This window comes from Micromonospora andamanensis, from assembly GCF_016863495.1.
Classification (GTDB): domain Bacteria; phylum Actinomycetota; class Actinomycetes; order Mycobacteriales; family Micromonosporaceae; genus Micromonospora; species Micromonospora andamanensis.
Map to the genome: position 1 here is coordinate 1 of NZ_BOOZ01000059.1, position 22959 is coordinate 22959.

Genomic DNA, 22959 nt, shown 5'->3' on the forward strand with positions numbered 1-22959 from the left:
TGGGGGTGGGGGTGGGGGTGGGGGTGGGGTTAGGGGCGGAGGGGGGCGTTGCAGGCGGCTACGAGGGCCTGGCGGCAGGCGGCGGTGAGCGGGCGCAGGGCGGCGTCGCGCTGCTGGGCCTCGTAGTTGTTGACCGCCCCGCCGGGGGCCGCGTGTCCGGCCAGGGCGAGCACCCGGTCGAGTACGGCGGCGCGGGCGAACAGCCGCCGGGACCGGGGATCGAAACCGGGGGGCAGGTCGGTGGTGCCGTCGGGACGGCGCAGCGCCTCCAGGGCACCGGCCAGTTCCGGACGCCACTGCGCCACGTCGAGTCGGGTGAGCGCGGCTGTGGTGTCGGCAAGTGCGGCGGCCAGCTCCGCCTCCGCCTCGGCGGCCCCGGGCAGGGTGAGGCAGGCGGCGGGTGCGTTCGCCGGCAGCGGGTGGACCCGCCAGAGCACCGTCTCGAAGGTGTCGCCGGAGCCGGAGGTGTGCACGCGGACCTCGGGGATCAGCCCGAGCGCGCCGGCGATCACGGCTTCGCCGGCCAGCAGCGCGGCACCTGCGAAATCACCCGGGCCGGGTAGCCCGCGCGGGTCACCCGGCGCCGGCAGCACCAGCCGGATCTCGTCCGGCGAGAGCTTGGCCAGGGTGGGCAACGCCTCCCGCAGCGGCACGTCCGTCCAGGTGCCGGGTGCGTCGGCGACCAGGTGCTCCTCGGTGCCGGCGACCGCGTCGGCGACCTCGTCGAAGGGCACCAGCCCGGCGCGCCACGCGCGCACCCAGGCAACGAACCGGCTCGACCGGCGCGGCGCGAGGATGGCCGCACCCGCAGCGGGGGTGGACATGCCGAAAGAGTACGTGGTGACGCCCGTCCGTGTCTCGACTGCCGCGCCCCCACCTCCCCGTCGCGCCGATCATGCAGTTGTGGTGGGTGATTGGCTGATGTTCACGGCTTTTGTCACGTGCCACAACTGCATGATCGCGAGCGGGTGGGAGGGGTGGGGTGTGTCGGGGTTGGGGTGGGTGGGGCGCGGGATTAGCGTGGCGGGATGGGGCGGAGGTACGGCGAGGACGTGTTGGCGGGGGACTGGCGGCGGCGGAAGGTGACCCCGGAGGTCGAGGCCGACCCGGATCTCGTGGTCGAGGACGCCGATTCCGGCTTCTGCGGGGCCGTCGTCGGCTTCGAGGCCGGTGCGGTCGTGCTGGAGGACCGGCACGGCCGGCGGCGCAACTTCCCGCTGCTGCCGGCGGCGTTCCTGCTCGACGGCCGGCCGGTCACCCTGCGTCGCCCCACCCGGCCACAGGTGCCGGCGGCCCGGCGGCGCACCGCGTCGGGCTCCGTCGCGGTGGACGGGGTACGCGCCCGGGTCGCCCGGGCCAGCCGGATCTGGGTCGAGGGCGTGCACGACGCCGCCCTCGTCGAGCGGATCTGGGGCGACGACCTGCGCGTCGAGGGCGTGGTGGTGGAACCGCTGTCCGGAATCGACGCCCTCGACGCCGAGGTACGCGATTTCGGCCCCGGCCCGAACCGCCGGCTCGGCGTGCTCGTCGACCATCTCGTCCCCGGCTCCAAGGAGAGCCGCATCGTGGCCCGGGTCAACTCGCCACACGTCCTGGTCACCGGCCATCCCTACGTCGACGTGTGGCAGGCCGTGAAGCCGGCGGCGGTGGGCATCGCGGCGTGGCCGGTGGTGCCACCCGGGCGACCGTGGAAGGAGGGTGTCTGTGCCGCGCTCGGCGTCGCCGGACCTGCCGACATGTGGCGGCACATCCTGTCCCGGGTGAACAGCTTCGCCGACGTGGAGACGCCGCTGATCAACGCGATGGAACGGCTCATCGATTTCGTGACCGAGCCGGACTGACCCGCCGAGCACACCGGCGAGGCCGTCGACAGTTACCGTGAACGACCTGATCCCTACCACCCCGGGGGTACGCACGTGAGCCGGTTCGGGCAGCTGCGGCAGCGGTTGCATCAGGCGTACGCGACGGGTCGTGAGTCGGTGCGTACGGCACGTGAGCGGGAAGACGCGCGGCGAGCCGAGCGGGATCGGCTGATTCCGGAACCGGTGACGTCGACGGAGGACGGGGCCGTGTCCACCACGAGCCGCGACGACGCGGACGTGCCGAGAGGGCTACGGATCGCCGCCGCCTGGTCGTGGCGGCTCATCGTCATCGGCCTCGTCGGCTGGGCGTTGCTGCGGGTCTTCGGGGCCATCCGCGTCGTCATCGTCCCGCTGCTTGTGGCGTTGCTGCTCGCCGCCCTGTTGGCCCCGGCGGTCGGCTGGCTGCTGCGCGCCCGGTTCCCCCGTACGCTGGCCACCGCCGTGGTGCTCATCGGTGGCCTGGCCGCGGTGGTCGGCACGTTGACGCTCGTGGTCAACGAGTTCATCAGGGGCCTGCCCGAGCTGAGCTCCAGCGCCTCGGCCGGTATCGGGCAGATCCAGGACTGGCTGCGCGACGGCCCGCTGAAACTCTCCGACGGGCAGCTCGACAGGTACATCGAGTCCGGGCAGAACTGGATCAACGAGAACTCGCAGGCGTTGACGAGCAACGCGATAGCGACCGCCGGCACCGTGGTCGAGGTGTTCACCGGCGCGCTGCTGGTGCTCTTCGCCACCTTCTTCCTCCTCCGGGACGGGGACCGGATCTGGCGGTTCCTGGTCGGGATGTTCCCGGTCGCCGCCCGCTGGCGGGTCGACGACGCCGGCCGTGCCTCCTGGCTGACCCTTGTCGCCTACGTACGCGCCACGGTGCTCGTGGCGTTCATCGACGCGGTGGGCATCGGCATCGCCCTCGTGCTGTTCGACGTGCCGTTCGCCTTCCCGCTGACGGCGCTTGTGTTCCTCAGCGCGTTCATCCCGATCGTCGGCGCGACACTCTCCGGCGCGGTCGCGGTCCTGGTGGCCCTGGTCGACGGCGGCTGGGTCACCGCGTTGATCATCCTCGGTGCGGTCGTCGTGGTCCAACAGGTCGAGGGCAACGTCCTGCAACCATGGATCATGGGCCGGGCGGTGGCCCTGCATCCGCTGCCCGTGGTGCTGGCGGTGACCGCCGGAGTGGTGCTGGAGGGCATCGTCGGGGCGCTCGTCGCCGTACCGCTCATCGCGGTTCTCAACACCGCGGTGCGCCGTCTGTCCCGACAGCGGCCGACGCCACCGGCGCCGACGCCATCGACCCCGGTGCCGACGCCATCGACCCCTGTGCCGCCGACGCCGACGCCACAGGTGCCCGACGCGGTGGTGGTCCGCTCCACCGCGCCGTGACAGGTGCCGGCGGGGCTGGTCACCGGTCCCCGGCCGGGCGAGCCGGTCGGGTGACCGGCCGCCCCGTTCGGCGGCCGGGTAGTCGGCCGCCGAACCGGTTCGGCGGGCGGGCTGATCAGGGCTCGTCGTCGGGGGTGCGGGTGAAGACGAATGTGGCGATGTCGAGGGCGACCGGACGGCCTCCCTCGTCGCGCAGCACCGTCAGCACCTCGCCGTTCTCGATGCCGCTGACGCCGCGCCACCGGTCGGGGCCGTCCGGGGCGTAACGGCTGGTCCGGTCGCCGCGCAGGGTGCCGACAAGTTCCCCGGTGGCCCCGTCCCAGCTGACGTCGAGCGCGGTACCCATCCACCACCAGCGGCCGGTCAACGGGGCCAGGCCGGCCGGTGCCGGTGCCTCGGCCGGCGACCACGGCCGGGCCGGAGTCGGCTCGGCGTCGAGCACAAGCGTGAGGATCTCGTGGCCGAGCGCCCCGATGCCGCCGACGCGGAAGCCGTAGGAGTTGGCGAAGCCGACGACGCCGGTGCGGCTGGGTCGGTGCACGGCGAGCGTGGCGACGTATCCGGGCATCGAACCGCCGTGCCCGACGTGGACCCGGTCGCCCTCGCGGGTGAGTTGGAGCCCGAGACCGTACCCGCCGCGCCAGGAGTCCAGGTCGCTGAGGATCACCGGGGCGCACATCTCGTCGAGAGTGGCGGGGGCCAGCACCGCCGGATCGGGGTCGGCGAGGAAGGCCGCCCAGCGGGCCAGATCCGTGATGGTGGACCACAGCTGACCTGCCGGCGCCATCGACAGGCTGTCGGTACGCGGCTCCTCCCGCAGCGTGTCGTGCCAGGGGTGCACCACGTAACCCCTGGCGAAGGGCTCGGTGGCCGCGTAGGTGGTGCGGTGCAGGCCGAGCGGCGACAGGACCCGTTCCCGTACCAACTGCGCCCAGGGCGTCCCGGTGAGCCGCTCCAGTGCCCCACCGAGCAGCCCGTACGCCAGGTTGGAGTAGTGCCAGAAACGGTGCGGCGGGTACGCGATCTTCGTCGCGGTGAATCCGGTCAGCAGGGTGGTCAGGTCGACGCCTTCGTTGCGTTCCCACCACGGCCCGTCGGGTTCGCGTTGCAGGCCGCCGGCGTGCCCGAGCAACTGCCGCAGGGTGACCGCGCCGGCCGCGGCGGCTTCGGGCAGGTGCCGCCGCAGTGGGTCGTCCAGCGCCAGCCGGCCGGCGTCACGTTCCTGCATGACCAGCACGGCGGTCATCGTCTTGGTGATCGAGCCGATGCGGTACTGGAGGTCGGCATCGGGAGGTGGTTGCGTGCCCGCCGCGGCCAGGTGTGCCAGCGACCCGTCGCGGACCACGCCGATGATCAGCGAAGGGACGTGGCCGGCCGACTGCGTGTCGGCCACCAGGGTGTCGATCTGCTTGGTGGTTTCGGGACGCAGGGGCACGAAAGTCTCCCTCGGTGTCGGTGGTCGCGGCTCTGAGATCATGACAGTTCGATGACACGTGCACCGACATGTCACGATCGTTACGTGGATGCCGTGCTGTGGATCGTGCTGGGTGTGGTGCTGGCGGTCGCTGAGATCTTCACGGCGACCCTGTTTCTGATCATGTTCGCGGTCGGCGCGTTCGCCGCCGCCGGTGCCGCCGCGCTCGGCGCGCCGGTGGCCGTGCAGGCGGTGGTCTTCGCGGTCGTCTCCGCGCTCACCGTCTTCGCCGCGCGACCGGTCATCCAACGACACAAACAGACGAGCTCCGACAGCAGCGACGCGACCTTCGGGATCGAGGCGATCGAGGGCTCGACCGCTCTGGTGCTGGAGGCCGTGGACGCCGACCGGGGCATGGTGAAGATCGACGGCGAGGTGTGGACCGCTCGCGCCTACGACGCCACGCAGGTTTTCGCACCCGGCGAGCGGGTGCAGGTCATCCAGGTCAAGGGAGCGGTAGCCCTGGTCTGGCGGGACGTCTCTACTCCCGGTGAGCTACCCGAAGCGGAAAGGTGAACGGATGGAGTTCGTAGTTCCCGCCCTATTGATAGCAGTGGCACTGATCGCGGTGGTCACCCTGGCCAAGTCGGTACGGATCGTGCCGCAGCAGCGCCAGGACGTCGTCGAGCGGCTCGGCCGGTACAAGCGCACGCTGAACCCTGGTCTGAACATCCTCGTTCCGTTCGTCGACGCGGTTCGTACCAAGGTCGACATGCGTGAGCAGGTGGTCAGCTTCCCGCCGCAGCCGGTGATCACCTCGGACAACCTGGTCGTGTCGATCGACACCGTCCTCTACTTCAAGGTGGTGGACTCGGTTCGGGCCACCTACGAGATCTCCAACTTCCTCCAGGCGATCGAGCAGCTGACCGTCACGACGCTGCGTAACGTGATCGGCTCGCTGGACCTGGAGCGGGCGCTGACCAGCCGGGAGGAGATCAACCGACACCTCTCCGGCGTGCTGGACGAGACCACCGGCCGCTGGGGCATCAAGGTGACCCGGGTGGAGATCAAGGCGATCGAGCCGCCGCCGAGCATCCGCGACTCGATGGAGAAGCAGATGCGCGCCGAGCGGGACCGGCGGGCCGCGATCCTCAACGCCGAGGGTCACAAGCAGTCGCAGATCCTCTCCGCCGAGGGTGAGAAGCAGGCGGCGGTGCTGCGCGCCGACGGTGACCGGCAGGCCCGCATCCTGCAGGCCGAGGGCCAGGCGAAGGCGATCCGGACCGTGTTCGACGCCATCCACCAGGCCAACCCGAGCCAGAAGGTGCTCGCCTACCAGTACCTTCAGGCCCTGCCGCAGATCGCCAACGGCACGGCCAACAAGGTGTGGATCGTGCCGGCCGAGCTGACCAAGGCCCTGGAGGGCATGGGCGGTGCGCTCGGTGGGCTGAGCCAGATGGTCGGTGACGCGCCGAGCAAGGAGGCCTCCGACGACGCCAGCGCCGTCGAGCGGGAGGCCGCGGAGGCCGCGCAGGCCGCCGCGCTCGCGGCCGAGGAGATCCACAACGAGGTACGCGTGGCAGAGGCGCAGGCCACCGGCGGCAACAGCCCGCAGGGGCTGCCGGCGCCGGAGCCGGTCTCCCCGTCGAGCCTGCTCAACGACACCTCGGACCAGCGCGAGCGGGGCTGACCCCCGCGTCGGCCTGACCGGCCGAGACCGGCCCGGACCCGTTCCAGCGGGTCCGGGCCGGTCTGCCTCTCGGCCCCGGTCTGCCTCTCGGTCCCGGTCTGCCTCTCGGTCCCGGTCTGCCTCTCGGTCCCGGTCTGCCTCTCGGTCCCGGTCTGCCTCTCGGCCCCGGATGCCGCAAGTCGCGGCTTCCGCCCGGTGGGAGGGCCCGGTTCGCCGCAACTCGTGGAGGTGACCGGCCGGCTCGCCCGCCGGGTCGAGTAGCGCCCGGGCCAAATGCGAAAAAGCCTCATGAGGCGCCCTGACGGCTGCCACCATCGGTCCTAGTGCGGGTGGTGACCAGGTATCGGGGCGCCTTGGCGTGTCCCGGCACCGCTCGTGGATGAGCGAGGTGACGCATGGAGCCGGTGCGGCGGCTGTGGTCCACGCCGGAGGTGCCCGGAGCCCACGACCCGAAGGGGCCGATCGGCACCCGGCGTACCGGCGGGGGATTCGGCGTACTCCCTTTCGTCGACGAGCCGGCACCGCCCGGACCCGCCACAAACGCCAGTTGGGCCTGGTCGTTGCGGCGGCTGGCCCGGGCCGCGGTCTGGCTGCTGCCCGCGTACGCGATCCTCTACGGCGCGGTGGCGATGGCCAGCGACGGCGGGGTGGGCAACGACCCGTACCCGGCCGACGGGCGGGCGTTGTACCTGATCGGCTGGGTGGCCGCGGTCTGGCTCGGCCTGCTGGCCCTGCTCGGGCTGACCGGATTGCTCGCCGCCACCCGCAGCCGGCACGCGGCGGTGGCCGGTCTGCTGGTCAGCATCGCCGGTACGGTGCTCATGCTGCCCTTCGCGGGGTTCGCCGAGCAGACCCCGGTCTTCGGCACCACCGCCCGGTCGCTGGTGCTGGTCGGCGCCACCTGTTACACCGCCGGTTGGCTGCTCACCGGGTGGGCGGTGGCCCGCTCGGGGATGTTCAGCATCGGCGACGGGACGATGCTGATGATCGCCAGCCCGCTGCTCGGCCTCGGCGGCGCGTTGATCGGCTCGTTGCAGACCTTCGGGGCGATCTTCGTGCTGATCGCCGGCATCGGCATCTGCTACCGCTCCGGTCGCCTGATGCCCCGGGAGATCCTCCGCGACGCGACAAGCGCCAGCGTCGCCACCGCCGGCCCGGTCGGGCCGATGGGACCGGGCGCGGGCCCGCTGGGAACGGCCTGAGGTAACCGCCGATCCACTGCCGGCGACGGTAGTCGTTCCGGGTTGCCGACGTCCCGCGGCGGCCGAACGTTGCTGACCGTCGCCGTGCCCGGTCGTCCGTCCTGCGGCCGGCTGTCCCGGCTGTCCCGGGTGTCCCGGGTGTCCCGGGTGTCCCGGGTGTCCGGGAGTGTGGCTGAATCCGGCGATCCCTCGACTGACAAGCGTGGCGGTGGCTGGCAAATGGCGGTGAATTGCCTGACAACTAGCTAATTGTGGTGGCCGGACTGTGGCTTTCGCGGCAATCCTGGGGACCATGGCCACCCCTACGCCGCTGTCGCGGCTGTTCACCGTCGTGCTGGCCGGCGTACTCGCTGGCCTGGTCCTGGCGGTCGCCGCGCTGCCGGGCAACCTGTTGCTCGGTTTCGCCGCGAAGGCGGCGCTCGGGAACTACGCCGCGCTGCCGGACGCGTTGCGGACCCCGGCCACCCCGCAGCGCTCCTACCTCTATGCCAACGACGGCAAGACGCTGATCACCACGTTCTACGACGTCAACCGCACGGACGTGGCGCTGGCGGAGATCGCGCTGGTGATGCGTCAGGCGATCGTGGCCGCCGAGGACCGGCGTTTCTACGACCACGGTGGCGTCGACCTGCGCGGCATGCTCCGGGCGGTGGTCAGCAACGTGACCGAGGGCAGCGGGCAGGGGGGCTCCACGCTGACCATGCAGTACGTCCGCAACGTGCTGAAGACCGACCCGAGCCGTACCGCGGAGGAGCGGGCCGCGGCCACCGAGCCGACGATCGGGCGCAAGCTCCAGGAGATCCGGTACGCCAACGCGTTGGAGCAGCGCCTCGGCAAGGACGAGATCCTCAACCGCTACCTCAACATCGCGTACTTCGGTTCCGGGGCGTACGGGGTGGCGGCGGCCAGTCAGCGTTACTTCTCCAAGGCGCCGGCTGACCTGACCCTCGCCGAGGCGGCGCTGCTCGCCGGCCTGGTGCAGTCGCCGGAGGCGTACAGCCCGATCGACGGCGACGCCGACGCGGCGCTGGAGCGTCGGGGGTACGTGCTGGACTCCATGGTCGAGACCGGGGCGATCACCGCCGATCAGGCCGCCGAGGCCCGGGCCGAGACGTTGACGCTGGACCCGAGCGAGCAGGCCAACGGCTGCGCCGCCACCACCAGCGGCCGTGACGGCTGGGGCTTCTTCTGCGACTACCTGCGCCGCTGGTGGGTCGCCCAGCCGGAGTTCGGCGACACTGTGGAGGAACGGGAGCAGGCGCTACGGCGCGGTGGCTACCGCGTGGTGACGACGCTGGACCCGCAGATCCAGGCCACCGCGCAGCGTCAGGCCACCGGCATCTACGGGTACGACAACCCGCGTGCCGTACCGGTCGCCGCTGTCGAGCCCGGCACCGGTCGCGTGCTGGCGATGGCGGTCAACCGCCACTACAGCCTCGACGACAACCCCGACGGGCAGGTCAACTACCCGAACACCGTGAACCCGCTGATCTCCGGTGGCGCCGGTGTCGCCGGCTACCAGGCCGGCTCCACGTTCAAGCTGTTCACCATGCTCGCCGCGCTGGAGTCCGGGCGGACGCTGTCCACCGGGTTCGACGCGCCCAGCCGACTGCCCACCCGGTACGCCGCCGAGGGGGAGGGCAGCTGCGACGGTCGCTGGTGCCCGGGCAACTCCAACCCGGAGTGGATGGACGGCTACCGGATGATGTGGGACGGCTTCGGCCGCTCGGTCAACACCTACTTCGTCTGGCTGGCCGAGCAGGTCGGGCCGGAGAAGGTGGTCGAGATGGCGCAGCGCCTGGGCATCACCTTCCGCGCCGAGTCCGACGCCGACTTCGCCGTCAACGACGCGGCCGACTGGGGCGCGTTCACCCTCGGCGTGGCCGCCACCACGCCACTCGACCTGGCCAACGCGTACGCCACTGTGGCGGCCGAGGGGACGTACTGCGCGCCGCTGCCGGTGGTGTCGGTGACCGCGCCGGACGGACAGCGGCTGGCGGTCGGTGACCCGTCCTGCCGGCGGGTGCTCGACGCCGACGTGGCCCGCGCCGCCACCGACGCGGCGCGCTGCCCGGTGGGTCAGCAATCCGCCTTCGGGCAGTGCAACGGCGGCACCGCCACCGCAGTGAACCGGATCCTCGACGGCCGGCCGGTGGCCGGCAAGACCGGCAGCTCCGACCAGGCCGCCACGGAGAGCTTCGTCGGGTACACCCCGCAGGTCGCGGTCGCCGGTATCGCCGCGAACCCGGACGACCCGACCGACTCGGTAGGTGCCGCCGTGCAGGCCCGGGTCATCGACGCGGTTGCCCGGATCATCGGCACGGCCGTCGAGGGCCAGCCGGCACAGGCATTCACCCCGCCCAGCCGCGAACTCGTCGGCACCCCCCGCCGCCCGGTCGAACGCGACCCGCTCCCCGACCCTCGCCGCACCCCCGACAACCCCCTGTCCGACCTCCGCCGCTGGCTCCAAAACCGCGGCTGACCCCACCCACCCCTGCCCCCACCCCTCCCTCCGGGTCATATCCCGTTGATCATGAGGTTGACGGCAAGTTTGATCTCTGAGACTGCCGCCAACCTCATGATCAACAGGGTGGGTGGGGTGGTTGGGGTGGGTCAGGGGCGGCGGGGGCGGTAGGTGGTGAGGACGCTGGGGATGCCGCGGCGGACTATGCCGGCCCAGTCGGTGTCGCCGCGCAACATGGCGGCGGCGGTCTTGCGAGCCTGGTCGGCGGTGAAGTGTGGGGGCATCATCAGCTCTGCGGGGTCGACCAGCGCGTTGATCACCGTGGGACGGTCGGCGCGCAGGGCCCGGTCCCAGACGTCGGCCACCTGGTCCGGGTGGTCGACCAGCTCGCCGCGCAGCCCCAGCACCTCACCCCACCGGTGGTACGCGATGTCGGGCAGCTGCTGGCTGTCCGGGAACATCGGGGTGCCCTCGGTGGAGCGCTGCTCCCAGCTGACGAAGGCCAGATCCCGGTTGTTGAGCACCAGCACCACGAACCGTGGATCGGCCCAGCCCTGCCAGTACTTCGCCACGGTGATCAGCTCGTTGACCCCGTTCATCTGCATCGCGCCGTCACCGATCAGGGCCACCAGCGGGCGGTCCGGGTGGGCGAACTTGGCCGCCAGGGCGTACGGCATGGCGCCGCCCATGGACAGCAGCGTGCCCGACAGGCTGGCCAGCATCCCTGGGCGGACCCTGATGTGCCGGGCGTACCAGGCGGTGGTGGTGCCGCAGTCGACGGCGAGCATCACGTCGTCGGGCAGGCGGTCGCTGAGGTTGGCGAAGAGCAACTGGGGGTTCACCGGGTTGGCGTTCTGCTCGGCCAGTTCCCGTTGGGACTGCCGCCAGGCGGCGGTGGCCCCCGCGATGGTCTGTCGCCACCGGGTCGGTCCCGGGTCCGGGCCGAGCGCGGCCAGCAGGGCCCGCAGCGTCGGTGCGGCGTCACCTGTCAGGTTCACCTCGGTCGGGTAGCGCAGACCGAGCTGGGTGCCGTCGTGGTCGATCTGCACCGCCCGCGCCTGCCCGGGCGGCGGGTAGAACTCCGAGTACGGCATGTTGCTGCCGACGATGAGCAGCCGGTCGCACTGGTTCATCAACTGCCAGCTCGGTCGGGTGCCGAGCAGCCCGATCGCGCCTGTCACCCACGGCTCCCGGTGGTCCACCGCGGTGAACCCGAGCAGCGCCGTCGCCACCCCCGCGCCGAGGCGGTGGGCGATCTCGCGTACCTCGTTCTCGGCGCCGAGCGCGCCCTGGCCGACGAGCATGGCCACCCGTTCGCCGCTGCCGAGCACCTCGGCGGCGTGCCGGATGTCCGCCTCCGGCGGCACCGTCGGGCCGCTGCTCGGCACGCTGCTGGTGTGGTAGAAACCGTGCGCGTGCGGCGGGTTGGGCACCGCGGGCAGGTCCTGCACGTCGAGCGGCAGCACCAGAGCGGTGACCGTACGCCGGGCCAGCGCCGTCCGGCAGGCCCGGTCCACCAGGTGGCGTACCTGGGACGGGTGGTCGAGCTGGGCCAGGAACGCCGCCGCCACATCCTTGTAGAGGGCGAGCAGGTCCACCTCCTGGTAGTAGCCGCCGCCCTCGGCGGTGAGCGCGGTGTGCCCGACCAGAGCCACCACCGGCTGGTGATCCAGTTTCGCGTCGTAGAGCCCGTTGAGCGCGTGGATGGCACCGGGGCCGCTGGTGACCAGCACCGCGCCGATCGGTCCGCCGCCGTACTTGACGTGCGCCGAGGCGGCGAAACCGGCGGTCTCCTCGTGCCGTACCTGGACGAACTGCGTGTGCTCGGTTGCCCGTTGCAGGGCCGAGGTCATCCCGTTGATGCCGTCGCCCGGGAAGCCGAAGTAGCGGCGTACGCCCCAGCAGGCGAGCCGCTGCACGATGTGGTCCGCGACGGTGGCCTCGCGGGGCAGCGGCCACGGGTCGGCCGGCACGAGCGTGCCGACGTGGTCTGCGCTCATCGGTGCGCCTTTCCGGGTCGGGCTGCGGACGGAGTGGCCCGGCATCCCCGGTCCGACATGAACGAAACCACCCGATCGGGACATGTTCCGGTCAGCCTGACCGCAGGGCCAGCCAGGTGAAGAGCGCGGCGAGCCAGCCCCATCCGGTGACGATGACGGCGCGCTGGATGAGGCCGAGGCGCGGCGAGGTCTGCTCCCACGCCCTGCCGAACCAGCCGAACCCGATGAACAGGGCGAGGGCGACACCACCCGAGACGACTCTCCAGGCCATCCCGGGCAGGGTGAACGCACCGGCTGCCGCGGCGACCGGCAGGGACAGGAAGACGACGGCCCCGGCGAGATCGTGGCGCCGATGCGCGGTGCTGTGTTGCTCCGGTATCCCGGTCGGAGCGCCCGGCGGGTAGCCCAGCATCGGATCCATCGGGAACACCCCGGACGCGACGAGGCTGAGCCCGAACACGGTGAGAACCACACCGATAAGGACGCCCGGGCCCGCGACGACCAGTTCGAGCGAGGCCACGGTGATCGCGGTGCCGGCGACGATGAAGTTGGCCGTCTGGATCCAGCCGCGTCGGCCCAGTGCCAGGGCACTTACCGGATGACGCACCGGTGAGTAGTCCGGTCGGCTCCCGCCGTCGACGAGGAACACCAGCACGAACAGCGCCGCGCCGGCGGCACCCATCCACAAGGTCACGCGAGCCTTCTTCCTGAAGCGGACCGGAGTCTCCGTCGACCCAGTACACCCGTCGAGCCGGCGGCGGGCCCAGTGCCGATGGTCATGCGGCCCGTCGTGCCTGCCTGGCATGGCCGTCGTGCGGGGCGGTCGCGTCGCAGCCGACGGAGGTCAGGTGGGTAGGGTCGGCGGCATGGTCGCCCACCGCCTGACGCGGGACGAAGCCCGCCGGATCGCGATCCACGCCCAACTGCTCGCCGAGCCGCGCCCGAGCGACCTGGTGCAGGTGGTCGAGCGCCTCACGATCCTGCAACTCGACCCCACCGCGGCCATCGCGCCCAGTGCCGATCTCGTGTTGTGGAGCCGGCTCGGTCCGGCCTACGATCCGGCGCAGCTGACCAGGGCGATCGAGGTCGAGCGCAGGCTGGTCGAGACCGTGGCGTACATCCGGACGCCTGGCGACCTGCCCGCGGTGATCGCCGAGTCCCGCGCCGCGACCCATCAGTCCGCCCGAGCCTGGGTCGAGCAGAACGAGTCCTTCCGTCGGGACATCCTGGCGCTCCTGGCGGCGAGGGGTCCGCTGCTGTCCCGGGACATCCCGGACACCAGTGTGGTGCCGTGGCCGTCGAGCGGTTGGACCAGCAACCGCAACGTCACCAAGATGCTCGAACTGATGGCCCGGCAGGGCCAGGTGGCGATCTCCGGCCGGAAGGGACGGCAGCGCTACTGGGATCTGCCCGAACGGGTGTACCCGGTCGACCTGCCCGACCTCGATCCGGACGAGGCGGCCCGGCTGCGGGACAGGCGTCGGCTCGCCGCGTTGGGCATCGCCCGCTCCGGTGGCACGCTGGCCCCGGGCGAGTCACCGTTCGTCGGCGTCGCGGGGGAGGAGGCCGTGGTCGAGGGCGTGCCCGGGACCTGGCGGGTCGACCCGACGTACCTCGGGCTGCCGTTCGAGGGGCGCACCGCGCTGCTGTCGCCGTTCGACAGGCTGATCCACGACCGGGTACGGACCGAGCAGCTGTTCGGCTACGAGTACCTCCTGGAGATGTACAAGCCTCGGGAAAAGCGTCGGTGGGGCTACTTCGCCCTGCCCGTACTCCATCACGACCGGCTCGTCGGCAAGCTGGACGCCACCGCGGACCGCCGGGCGGGTGTCCTGGTGGTCAACGCCCTGCACCAGGACGTCCCCTTCACCCGGGCGATGACCGCCGAGGTCGACGCCGAGATCGACGCTCTCGCCACCTGGCTGGGCCTGGCGACCAGCCGATCCGAGGTGCTGTAGCCGCCACGGGTGGTCGGTACGTGCGCGGTCCGGCGTCGGCGCGTGCGCCCGGTCCATCAGGGACCTGCCGGTCAACTGCCGGTCAATCTCCTGGATCCGTCTCCCGGCGTGGAAATAGCGTTCCTGGTAACCGCTGCGGGTGACGTTCTCGTCAACGGGACCTTCCACAGCGGGCCATCCAACACCTGTTCGTGCCTACCGGTAAGCGACCGCGGCGCGGGCATCAGGAAGGGAGAGCGCAATGTCGGAGATCACTGAGGTCGTCGAGACCGAAATCACCGAGCAGGCCACCCCCGAGGTCGAGGACTCGGCCGAGGCCGCCGAGGTCCGCCAGCCGTCGACCCGCGTGATGTGCTGCGACCAGGCCGTCTGATGTGAGCCGGTGGTCCGGGTCGGCGATGCCGGCCCGGACCATCACCGCCGATTCCGCTCGACCGACCGAGATTGGCTGCGAAATGACCGAAATCGTCGTCAAGCCCGCCGAGGAACTCCGCTGGGAGGTTCCCCACGACACCTCCACCAACCGGATCGCCGACCTGGCCGAGGTGCGGCGGTACATCGACGCCATCGACTTCGGGCCGCTCAAGCACCGGCTCACCCAGGGACGCGACGTGCTGGGCAGTGAATGGAGCCCGGCCCGCGCGGACTACTACGAGCGGCTCTACAAGAACTGGTTGTACCTGCGTCGTCGGTACGAGGGTGAGCTGCTGCCTCCACACATCGACATCGACGAGTTCTGGCACGGTCATATCCTCGACACGCACGCGTACTTCGCCCACTGTGACCGGATCTTCGGTTACTACTTCCACCACTTCCCGTACTTCGGCACGCGTGGACCGGCCGACCGTACGAACCTCTCGAACGCCTGGCAGCAGACCCAGGACAGATACCACGCCGAATTCGGCGAGTACATCTACGACTTCGTGGAGTAGAACGGTGACGTCCGACCCGCTTCTGTGCTACGTCCACATCAACAAGAACGCCGGCAACAGCATCATCGAGGCGTTGCTGAACAACTACCCCGGCCGGTTCCGGCAGTACCTCGTGTCCGGCCGGAGAAGCAACGGGGGGCCGGGGGCCAAAACCGTCGACAGTCCGGACGATGACGTGCGGCAGATCGTCTCGGAGATCGTCGAGGGCCAGCACCGCCACGATGCGATAGCGCTCAACCTGCCGGTCGGCATCCATCGCAGGATCGACCGGCCGGTCCGGTACGTCACCATGCTGCGCGAGCCGGTCGACCGCTGTGTCTCCTACTGGTACTGGGCCTACCGCAAGCGCGACACCGGCAATCTCTGGGCCGCGCTTCAGGCCGGGCTGCCCGTCGGCGTAGCCGGCCTGCCGCTTCAGTTCCGCGACGACCAGGTGCGCTTCCTGTCCGGTACGACAAACGTCGAGACCACCGACGACGACCTGGCGCTGGCGATGAAGGCGGTCGAGGAGAACTTCGCCTTCGTCGGCACCGTCGAGCGGTTCGTCGAGTGCCAGGCCCGGCTCGGCGAGTTGTTGTCCTGGAAACGGCCGGCGACGTTCCACCTGAACAGCGGCGACCGCGACGATCAGCGACTGCTGCCCTCCGAGGCCATCGACATCTTCCGTGCCGCGAACACCCGGGACTTGGAACTGCACACATGGTTGACGCGAAGCTACCTGCCGTCGGTACTCGGACGGACCTGACCGGCGGCACGTCCGCCCCGGCCACCGCCGCGCCGTCGGGCGAGCCGCGGGTCGAACGCCTCGCCATCGTGGCGAACATGGTGATCGTCCCGCTCTGTTTCGCCACCGGGCGGCTCAGCGCGGACCTCGTCCAGTTGTACGGCGTACAGACGCTCGGCCTCACGCCGGCGCAGGTGGGCATGGCGTTGGGGTTGCTGGTGCTGAGCGTGCCCGCGCAACTGCTCGCGGTGCGGTTGCCCCGGCGTCTCGGGTTCCGGCGGACGATGCGGTTCGGATACGCCGGCGTGCTGCTCCTGCTGGTCCTGCTCGCCGCGGTACCGGACCTGGACCGGTGGGGCAGGCCGGCCGTGTTCGCGGCGTTCGTGGCGGTGCTGCTCGCCATCGAGGTGGCGATCTCGGTCAGCTGGGGCGTGGCCTGGCACCCGTGGATGCGGGCACTCGTGTCTCCCGGCCGGCGGCCACGGTTCGTCGCCCGGATGCAGTTCGCCACTCAGTTGCTGAACGTGGTGCTGCTGCTCGGCTTCGGCCTGCTGGCGGGTGCCGTGGTCGACCGGACCGAGTACCGCATCCTGCTCGCGGTGCTGGCGGTGCTGCTCGTCGTCTCGATCACGACGCTGGGGCGCATGCCGCACACCCCGGTGCCGGACGGCACGCACCCCCAGGCCCTGGGCGAGCTGCGCGCCGCCGCCACGAATCTGGTCGCCGACGGTCCCCTCCGCCGACTCAGCGTCATCTTCCTTCTCGACACGGTGCTGGTGACGCCACTGTTGGCGATCTACGCCGTGCTGCACCTCGGCATCCCCGCCGGCACCGTGGCGGTGATCCTCGCGGTACGTGGACTGGCTGCGCCGATCAGCCTGCTGGCCTGGAGCCGGGCCGCCCACCGGATCGGCACGTACCGCCTGATCGTCCACACCATGGCCGGGACGGTGCTCACCCGCCTGCTGTGGGTGTTCGTGCCGACGACCGAGGGCGGGGCGAGCGGGGCGAGCGTCGCCTGCTTCGCCGTCATCGTCGTGGTGTCCGCGGTCTGCGCCGCCGGTTACGGCAACGCCAACCTGACCACCTGGTACGACGCCGTGCCCGACCGTCATTCCCGGGCGATGTTCACGCTGCGCGACGTGATCGCGTCGTCCAAGCTTCAGCTCTACTCGGCGGCCGGCGGCGCGGTGCTGGCCGCCACCGCCACCCTCGGCGCCGCCTCCTACGGCCCGATTCACGTCGACGCCTACAAGCTGCTGATGCTGGCCGGTGTCCCGGTCGCGGTGGCGATCGCGATGCTGTCGCGGCGGGCGCAAGCAGAAGGGGCATCCCGATGAGCACCCACCCTCTGATCGACTCGCTGAGGCCCCCGGTGGCCACGATTCTGGACACGCTCGCCACCGCCGAGGCACGGTACTGCCTGGGCGAGGCCACCACGTTCGAGCCGGCGAAGATCCACGCGGCGTGGCCTGACATCTTCCGGCCGGACACGGTCACCGCGCTGCGCACCGCCGGCCTCGCCGACGGCGCCGGACGCCCCTTCGTCGGTCTGGTGCTCCAGGCACTGATCGAAGCGGAAACCGCGCCGCTGCACGCCGGCATCGCCGAGCGGGAGAAGGCGGTGACCGTCACCGACGCCAACGGCACCCGGATGGATCTCGCCCGCGCCCGACGTCTCGCGGCACGCGACGCGGCTGCCCCGCGGGACCACCTGCACGAGCTGTACGACCGGGAGGTCGCTCCACTGTGGCTGGAAGCGCAGCAGCGACGACTGGCCGTGGTCACCGCGGCGGGCTACCGGGACCTGATCGACTACGCCGACCGGGTGCAGCGGCACGACCTCGGCCGGCTGGAGCGCGAGGCGCGGGGATTCCTCGACTCGACCCGGGTGCGGTACGAGTCGATCCGGCGCCCCCTGTTCGCCGCCGGTCCGTTCACCGTCGCTCAGCTGATCGGCGCGGCACGCACCACCTTCGCCGACCCGGTGGACCTGGCGACCTGCCTACCGCTGCTCCGCCTCCTGGTCAGTGAGCTGGGTCTGGAGTTCGCTCCACGGATCCGGCTCGACCTCGAAGCCCGCCCCGGCAAGGTGCCCGGTGCGTACTGCCTGCCGGTGCGGGTGCCCGACGACATCGTCGTCGCCGTCTCGGCCGGCGGCGGGGTGGGTGACTGCCGACCGTTGTTCCACGAGGTGGGGCATGCGTTGCACTTCGCGTACACGGGCTCGGAACTGCCTGTCGACTGCCGCCGGATGGGCGACGAGGGCCTGGTCGAGGGCTGGGGCGTGGTCACCGAGAACATCTTCCTGCACCGGGGCTGGCTCGACCGGTCGTTCCCCGGGCGCACCGCGACGGCGCTGGGCCACGACACCGCGCAGCGGCTGTTGATCGTCACGCGGGCGCAGTGCGTCCGGTTGCTCTTCGCGGTCGACGCCGCCCGCCGCCCGACCACCCCGGCGGAACTCCGGGCCCGGTACGACCAGTTGATGGCCGAGCACCTCGGCGCCCGGCCCGGTCCGATCGAGTACCTGGACGTGCTCTGCGGCGATTTCGTCAGCGCCACCCGGCTGCGCTCCTGGGAGTTCGGCACGTCCGTCGCCCACCTGCTCGCCCACGAGATCGGTCCGGACTGGCCAGGTGATCCACGGGCCGGGCGGTGGCTGCGTGAGCACTGGCGGGTGGGCGTCTCCCACACCGCGACCGAGGCGATCGACAGGTGGGCCGCACCACAGGTGAGCCTGGAGGCGGTGGCGGAGAACCTGGCCGACAACATGATCAACTCCTGACCACCCCGGTGGCCTGCCCACCGTCCCGGCCGTCGGACCACGACTCGACAAGGCGTACGCCATCAAGTAGAAACCATCACCGGACATCCATTTCCCAGTCGAGAGGCTGACGGGTCCACTTCGGACCCGGCAAGCCATGAGTGGATGGGCATGGCCCGGTTTAGTCAGATGGTGACGGCCCACCGGCGGCGGCTCGGACTGACCCAGGAGGATGTCGCGTCCGCCACCGGCCTGGCGGTACGCAGCATCCGGGACGTGGAGAGCGGGCGGGTGGCCCGGCCGCGCGCGTCGACGGTCCGATTGCTCGCCGAAGCGTTCGAGCTGTCCGCCACCGACCGGGCCGACTTCATCCACGCCGCCGACCCCGACCTGGCCGGGCCGGCGGGAGAACGACCGCAGCAACTTCCGCTGGCCGTACCGGGCTTCGTCGGCCGCTGTGGCGAACTGGAGACCCTGGACTCCGGTCACCACGCAGAGCCGGGAGAACAGCCGGCGGTGGCCATCTTCACGATCTCCGGGATGGCCGGGGTCGGCAAGACCGCGCTCGCCCTGCACTGGGCACACCGGGCCGCCAACCGGTTCGCCGAAGGTCAGCTCTACGTCAATCTGCGCGGCTACGACGAGGCCGACGTGGTCGATCCGAGCGACGCCCTGCGTGGCTTCCTCGAGGCGCTCGGCGTACCGGCCACCGGGATACCGGCCAGCCTGGAGGACCGTGTCGGACTGCACCGCAGCCTGTTGGCCGACCGCCGCATGCTGCTGGTGCTCGACAACGCGCGCGACACGGCGCAGGTGCGACCCCTGTTGCCGGGCACGGGCGGCTGCGTGGTCGTGGTGACCAGCCGGGACGAGCTGTCCGGGCTGATCGCTGCGGAAGGCGCGCACCCGATCCGGCTCAACGTGCTCACCAGCACCGAGTCGATGAGCCTGCTGGCCAGCCGGCTCGGTGCCCGCCGACTGGCCGCCGAGCCGGCTGCCGCGGCCGACATCATCGATTCGACAGGCCGGCTGCCGCTCGCGCTGTCGATCGTGGCGGCGCGGGTGGCGTTGCATCCCGGCTTTCCGCTCGACGCCTTCGCCGCCAGCCTGCGACCCGACGAGGCGATGCTTGACGCGTTGGCCGACGGCGACGTACGCGCCGTCTTCTCCTGGTCCTACCTGGCGCTGAGCCGACCGGCCGCCCGCCTGTTCCGCCTGCTGGGGCTACACCCCGGACCGGACCTGACCGCCGAGGCCGCGGCGGCGCTCGCCGGGGAGACCCCGGCGAGCGTCGCGCCGCCGCTGCGCGAGCTGACCCGGCTGCACCTGCTGACCGAGCACCTGCCCGGCCGCTACGCCTTCCACGATCTGCTGCGGGCGTACGCGGCCGAACTGACCCGGACCGTCGGAGAGGCCGACGAGTCGCGGGAGGCACGCCACCGGCTGTACGACTACTACCTGCACAGCTCCTACCCGCCGGCGGTGCTGATCCAGCCGCAGTGGCCGGCGATCGAGCCGATCATCCCGCTACCGTCGAACGTCAGATCCCCGGCGGAGAACCACGACGCGGCGCTCGGCTGGTTCGCGTCCGAACATCAGGTGCTGTTGCGGGCGGTGCGCCAGGCCGCCGAGACCGGCTTCGAGACGTACGCCTGGCAGTTGGCCTGGGCGCTCACCACCTTCTTCGCCCCGCGCGGTCTCTGGCGGGATCAGCGCGCCGCCCAACAGATCGCGCTCGCCGCGGCCGAACGCGTCGACGACCTCACCGGCCAGGCCGTCGCGAACCGGTTGCTGTCCCGCGCGGAGACCCGCCTCGGCGACCTCGACGCGGCGGAGAAGAGGCTGCTGCGCGCCCTGGACCTGCACCGGCAACTTGACGACCCGACCGGCCAGGCGTTGACACTGCACAACCACGCCGAGGTCTGCTACATGCGGGGGCGCCCCGAGGAAGGGCTCCACCGTGGACAGGAGGCGCTGCGGTTGTACCGTTCGGTCGGCAACCGCGCCGGCGAGGCGCGGGCCCTGAACGCGGTCGGCTGGCTCTACGCCGCCACCGGCGACTATCCACGGGCGATCGAGAGCTGCACGGAGGCGCTAGCCCAGCAGCGCGCCAGCGGCGACCACAACGGCCAGGCCGCGACGTTGGACAGCCTGGGCTTCGCCCACGCCCGGCTGGGCGAGCACGATCGGGCGGCCGACTGTTACGAAGAGGCGATCGCGCTGTTCCGGGAGTCCGCCGACCGCTACCACGAGGCCGAGACCCTTCAGCGACTCGGCGAGGCCCGCGAGGCGATGGGCGACATCATCCGCTCGGTCGAGGCATGGCGACGGGCGGCACAGATCCTCGACGACCTCGGCGATCCGGCGGCCGAGCACGCCCATCGCGTGCTGTCGCGGCTCTCACCCCCCTGACCGCGCCGCACGGCCGCACGCGCTCGCGGGTAGCGGGTCGGGTGTGCTCGCGGATTGCGGCATCTTGGGGTATCAGCGGAGCGTGAAGGCGCGACGTGCCGCAACCCGCGAGCATGGCCGGGCGGTCGACCCAGGGACGTGACGCTCCGGTGGGTGTCTCACCGACGGCCCGGGCTCGCGGTACGCAGCGAACCGACGATGTGGCGTTCGACATCGGCCCAGGTGGGAGTGGGTCGGCCGTAGCCGGGCACCGGACGGCGCTGTGGCCCGAAGAAGTACTGGTGGGCCACCGTCCCCTGGATGGCGGCGTGCACCTCGGGATGGTCGTCGACGAAGTGGGTCAGGGCGAGGTCGCGGCAGTGGGCCCGCTTGTCGGCCCGCGCCCGGCAGAACCGGACGTGGTCGCGGGGGACGCCGCTGCGTCTGTGGAAGTCGTGGGCGACGAGCCAGCGCAGGGTACGGGCCTGGACGCGCGGGCCGCACTTGGAGATCAGCCACACCCGGCCGTCGAAGAGGGTGACGAGACGGGCGATGGTCTCGACGGCACCGGGCACCTCGGGGGTGGCCAGCATCGTCGCCTCGTCTCCGCTGAAGAAGGCGGTGTCGCCGCCGCCCGGATGGGCGGGGCCGTCGATGATGACCCGGCCGATGTCGATGCCGAGTCGGGGAAGCGTTTCCGTCATGCGCTCAGGATCCGGCGCGCCAGCCCGGGAGCGGAACTATTGTTCTGCACCGCATCTATAGTCTGACGCTATGCATGGGCGGGACCTGATGGAAGCCGACGCGTTACGTTCGTTCGCGGTCTTCGCCGAGCACCGCAACTTCACCACCGCCGCGCGGGAGCTGCACATCAGCCAGCCCTCCCTGCACGTGAAGATCCGGAAGCTGGCCGCCGCGCTCGGCGTCGAGCTGTACGAACGCGACGGTCGCCGGCTGGCGCTGACGGCAGCCGGTGAGCGCCTCGCCGCGTACGCGCTGGACTCCCGGCGGCGGGCCGAGGAGTTCCTGCGGGAGCTGCACGACGAGTCCGCGCCGACGCTCACCATCGCGGCCGGGCGGGGCGCGCTGCGGTGGGTGATCGGCGAACCGATCCAGCGGGTCGGCGGCCAGGGACGCCGCGTGCACGTGATCACCGCTGACCGGGATGCCGCCCTCGGCGCCGTCACCAGCGGGCGGGCCGACCTGGCCGTCGTCGCCCACGACCCACCCGGCCGGCAGGTCGAGGCGACGCAGATCGCCACCTATCGGCAGGTGCTCGTACTCGGCGACGGGCACCCGCTCGCCCGACGTCGGCAGGTCCGACTCGGCGATCTCGACGGGCTGGATCTCGTCGTACCCCCGGCCGGGCGTCCGCACCGCAGGGCGCTTGAGCGGGCCCTGCTCGACGCGGGTGTGCGCTGGCAGGTCGCCGCCGAGGTCGACGGGTGGGACCTGTTGGTCCATCTGGCCGCGTTGGGGGTCGGCGCCACGGTGGTGAACGGTTGTGTCGGGCTGCCCGACGGCCTGCGCGCGGTCCCGATCCACGGCCTGCCGGAGATCCGGTACTGGGCCGCCTGGCGGCCACCTCGACGGGCTGTGGTGCAGGACCTGCTCGACCAGTTCGGGGTCGGCCGGTGACCGATCGGCTCACCTCCGCCAGCAGGTTCCTCGCGTACGTGCTCCGCCACCGTCCGGACGCCGTCGACCTCACCCTCGACGAGGGCGGCTGGGTCGACGTGAAGGTGCTGCTCGCCGCGCTCGCCCGGCACGGCCGTCCGGTCACCCGGCAGGTGCTTGCCGAACTGGTCGCCGGCACCGACAAGCAGCGTTTCGAGCTGCACGCCGGGCGGATCCGGGCCGCGCAGGGCCACTCGATCGCCGTCGACCTGCGCCTCGAACCCGTGGTGCCGCCGCCGTTGCTCTACCACGGCACGGTGGCCCGCCACCTGCCCGGCATCCGTGCCGACGGGCTGCGACCACGCGGTCGTACCCACGTCCACCTGTCGGTGGACCGGGAGACCGCCACCACCGTCGGTGCCCGACGTGGTGACCCGGTCGTGCTGACCGTGGACGCGGCCGGCATGCACCGACACGGGTTCGTCTTCTACCGGGCCGTCAGCGTTGTCTGGCTCACCGACCACGTCCCGCCCGGCTGGATCGGCGAGCCGGCTTGAC

At 71.5% G+C, this 22959-nt stretch carries 20 protein-coding genes; 15 read left to right on the forward strand and 5 right to left on the reverse strand.

Annotated elements, in window-relative coordinates:
* Positions 1 to 29: 29 nt before the first annotated feature.
* Positions 30 to 824 carry an Rv1486c family protein gene (locus Van01_RS29460; RefSeq protein WP_204014524.1) on the reverse strand — a complete coding sequence of 265 codons (795 nt, stop codon included), beginning with the start codon at positions 822 to 824 and terminating at the stop codon, positions 30 to 32.
* Between the two features lie 204 nt (positions 825 to 1028).
* Here Van01_RS29460 and Van01_RS29465 point away from each other — a divergent pair, with 204 nt between their 5' ends.
* Together Van01_RS29465 and Van01_RS29470 are read left to right on the forward strand one after the other, a co-directional pair.
* Positions 1029 to 1841, forward strand: a complete 813-nt coding sequence (locus Van01_RS29465) for a DUF3097 domain-containing protein (protein ID WP_204014526.1) — start codon at positions 1029 to 1031, stop codon at positions 1839 to 1841.
* Between the two features lie 75 nt (positions 1842 to 1916).
* The gene (locus tag Van01_RS29470) at positions 1917 to 3242 is read left to right on the forward strand and encodes an AI-2E family transporter (protein WP_204014528.1); all 1326 of its coding nucleotides are present in this window, start codon (positions 1917 to 1919) and stop codon (positions 3240 to 3242) included.
* 115 nt (positions 3243 to 3357) lie between these two features.
* Here Van01_RS29470 and Van01_RS29475 read toward each other — a convergent pair whose 3' ends face one another.
* Positions 3358 to 4677: a serine hydrolase domain-containing protein gene (locus Van01_RS29475; RefSeq protein ID WP_204014530.1), complete on the reverse strand. Its 1320-nt coding sequence runs from the start codon at positions 4675 to 4677 to the stop codon at positions 3358 to 3360.
* Positions 4678 to 4761: 84 nt separating this feature from the next.
* On the opposite strand from Van01_RS29475, the gene Van01_RS29480 reads away from it, so the two are divergent.
* The 4 genes from Van01_RS29480 to Van01_RS29495 all read left to right on the forward strand — a co-directional run bounded on the left by Van01_RS29480 (position 4762) and on the right by Van01_RS29495 (position 10030).
* Complete coding sequence (locus Van01_RS29480) at positions 4762 to 5232, forward strand: NfeD family protein (RefSeq protein ID WP_204014531.1); 471 nt, start codon at positions 4762 to 4764, stop codon at positions 5230 to 5232.
* A 4-nt stretch (positions 5233 to 5236) separates the two neighbouring features.
* Entirely contained in the window at positions 5237 to 6346 is a 1110-nt protein-coding gene (locus Van01_RS29485) for an SPFH domain-containing protein (RefSeq protein WP_204014533.1), read from the forward strand.
* Positions 6347 to 6741: 395 nt separating this feature from the next.
* Positions 6742 to 7548 (forward strand): hypothetical protein, encoded by an 807-nt coding sequence (locus Van01_RS29490; RefSeq protein WP_204014534.1) that lies wholly within the window; start codon positions 6742 to 6744, stop codon positions 7546 to 7548.
* 292 nt (positions 7549 to 7840) lie between these two features.
* Positions 7841 to 10030, forward strand: a complete 2190-nt coding sequence (locus tag Van01_RS29495; RefSeq protein WP_204014535.1) for a transglycosylase domain-containing protein — start codon at positions 7841 to 7843, stop codon at positions 10028 to 10030.
* A 131-nt stretch (positions 10031 to 10161) separates the two neighbouring features.
* Here Van01_RS29495 and Van01_RS29500 read toward each other — a convergent pair whose 3' ends face one another.
* Both Van01_RS29500 and Van01_RS29505 read right to left on the reverse strand, forming a co-directional pair.
* Complete coding sequence (locus Van01_RS29500; protein ID WP_204014536.1) at positions 10162 to 12012, reverse strand: thiamine pyrophosphate-requiring protein; 1851 nt, start codon at positions 12010 to 12012, stop codon at positions 10162 to 10164.
* Between the two features lie 91 nt (positions 12013 to 12103).
* Positions 12104 to 12706: a DUF998 domain-containing protein gene (locus tag Van01_RS29505; RefSeq protein ID WP_204014537.1), complete on the reverse strand. Its 603-nt coding sequence runs from the start codon at positions 12704 to 12706 to the stop codon at positions 12104 to 12106.
* A 172-nt stretch (positions 12707 to 12878) separates the two neighbouring features.
* On the opposite strand from Van01_RS29505, the gene Van01_RS29510 reads away from it, so the two are divergent.
* The 7 genes from Van01_RS29510 to Van01_RS29535 all read left to right on the forward strand — a co-directional run bounded on the left by Van01_RS29510 (position 12879) and on the right by Van01_RS29535 (position 20805).
* Positions 12879 to 13970: a DNA glycosylase AlkZ-like family protein gene (locus Van01_RS29510; protein WP_204014539.1), complete on the forward strand. Its 1092-nt coding sequence runs from the start codon at positions 12879 to 12881 to the stop codon at positions 13968 to 13970.
* Positions 13971 to 14211: 241 nt separating this feature from the next.
* Positions 14212 to 14343, forward strand: coding sequence for a hypothetical protein (locus Van01_RS33600; RefSeq protein WP_275410415.1), 132 nt, complete (start codon positions 14212 to 14214; stop codon positions 14341 to 14343).
* Between the two features lie 82 nt (positions 14344 to 14425).
* The gene (locus Van01_RS29515; protein ID WP_143697003.1) at positions 14426 to 14902 is read left to right on the forward strand and encodes a glycine-rich domain-containing protein; all 477 of its coding nucleotides are present in this window, start codon (positions 14426 to 14428) and stop codon (positions 14900 to 14902) included.
* Between the two features lie 4 nt (positions 14903 to 14906).
* A complete protein-coding gene (locus Van01_RS29520; RefSeq protein ID WP_204014541.1) occupies positions 14907 to 15647 on the forward strand; it encodes a sulfotransferase family 2 domain-containing protein in 741 nt (246 codons plus the stop codon).
* Positions 15602 to 16966 (forward strand): MFS transporter, encoded by a 1365-nt coding sequence (locus Van01_RS29525; protein WP_204014544.1) that lies wholly within the window; start codon positions 15602 to 15604, stop codon positions 16964 to 16966. Before Van01_RS29520 ends, Van01_RS29525 begins: the two co-directional genes overlap by 46 nt.
* A complete protein-coding gene (locus Van01_RS29530) occupies positions 16963 to 18414 on the forward strand; it encodes a hypothetical protein (protein WP_204014547.1) in 1452 nt (483 codons plus the stop codon). The genes Van01_RS29525 and Van01_RS29530 overlap by 4 nt, the downstream gene beginning before the upstream one ends.
* 150 nt (positions 18415 to 18564) lie before the next feature.
* Positions 18565 to 20805, forward strand: a complete 2241-nt coding sequence (locus Van01_RS29535; RefSeq protein ID WP_239099379.1) for an ATP-binding protein — start codon at positions 18565 to 18567, stop codon at positions 20803 to 20805.
* Positions 20806 to 20963: 158 nt separating this feature from the next.
* Here the strand turns inward: Van01_RS29535 and Van01_RS29540 are convergent, their stop codons facing one another.
* On the reverse strand, positions 20964 to 21488 hold the full coding sequence (locus tag Van01_RS29540) for a hypothetical protein (protein ID WP_204014551.1): 525 nt from the start codon (positions 21486 to 21488) through the stop codon (positions 20964 to 20966).
* A 70-nt stretch (positions 21489 to 21558) separates the two neighbouring features.
* On the opposite strand from Van01_RS29540, the gene Van01_RS29545 reads away from it, so the two are divergent.
* Both Van01_RS29545 and Van01_RS29550 read left to right on the forward strand, forming a co-directional pair.
* Positions 21559 to 22422 (forward strand): LysR family transcriptional regulator, encoded by an 864-nt coding sequence (locus Van01_RS29545; protein WP_204014553.1) that lies wholly within the window; start codon positions 21559 to 21561, stop codon positions 22420 to 22422.
* Positions 22419 to 22958: an RNA 2'-phosphotransferase gene (locus tag Van01_RS29550; RefSeq protein ID WP_204014555.1), complete on the forward strand. Its 540-nt coding sequence runs from the start codon at positions 22419 to 22421 to the stop codon at positions 22956 to 22958. Before Van01_RS29545 ends, Van01_RS29550 begins: the two co-directional genes overlap by 4 nt.
* Position 22959 lies beyond the last annotated feature (1 nt).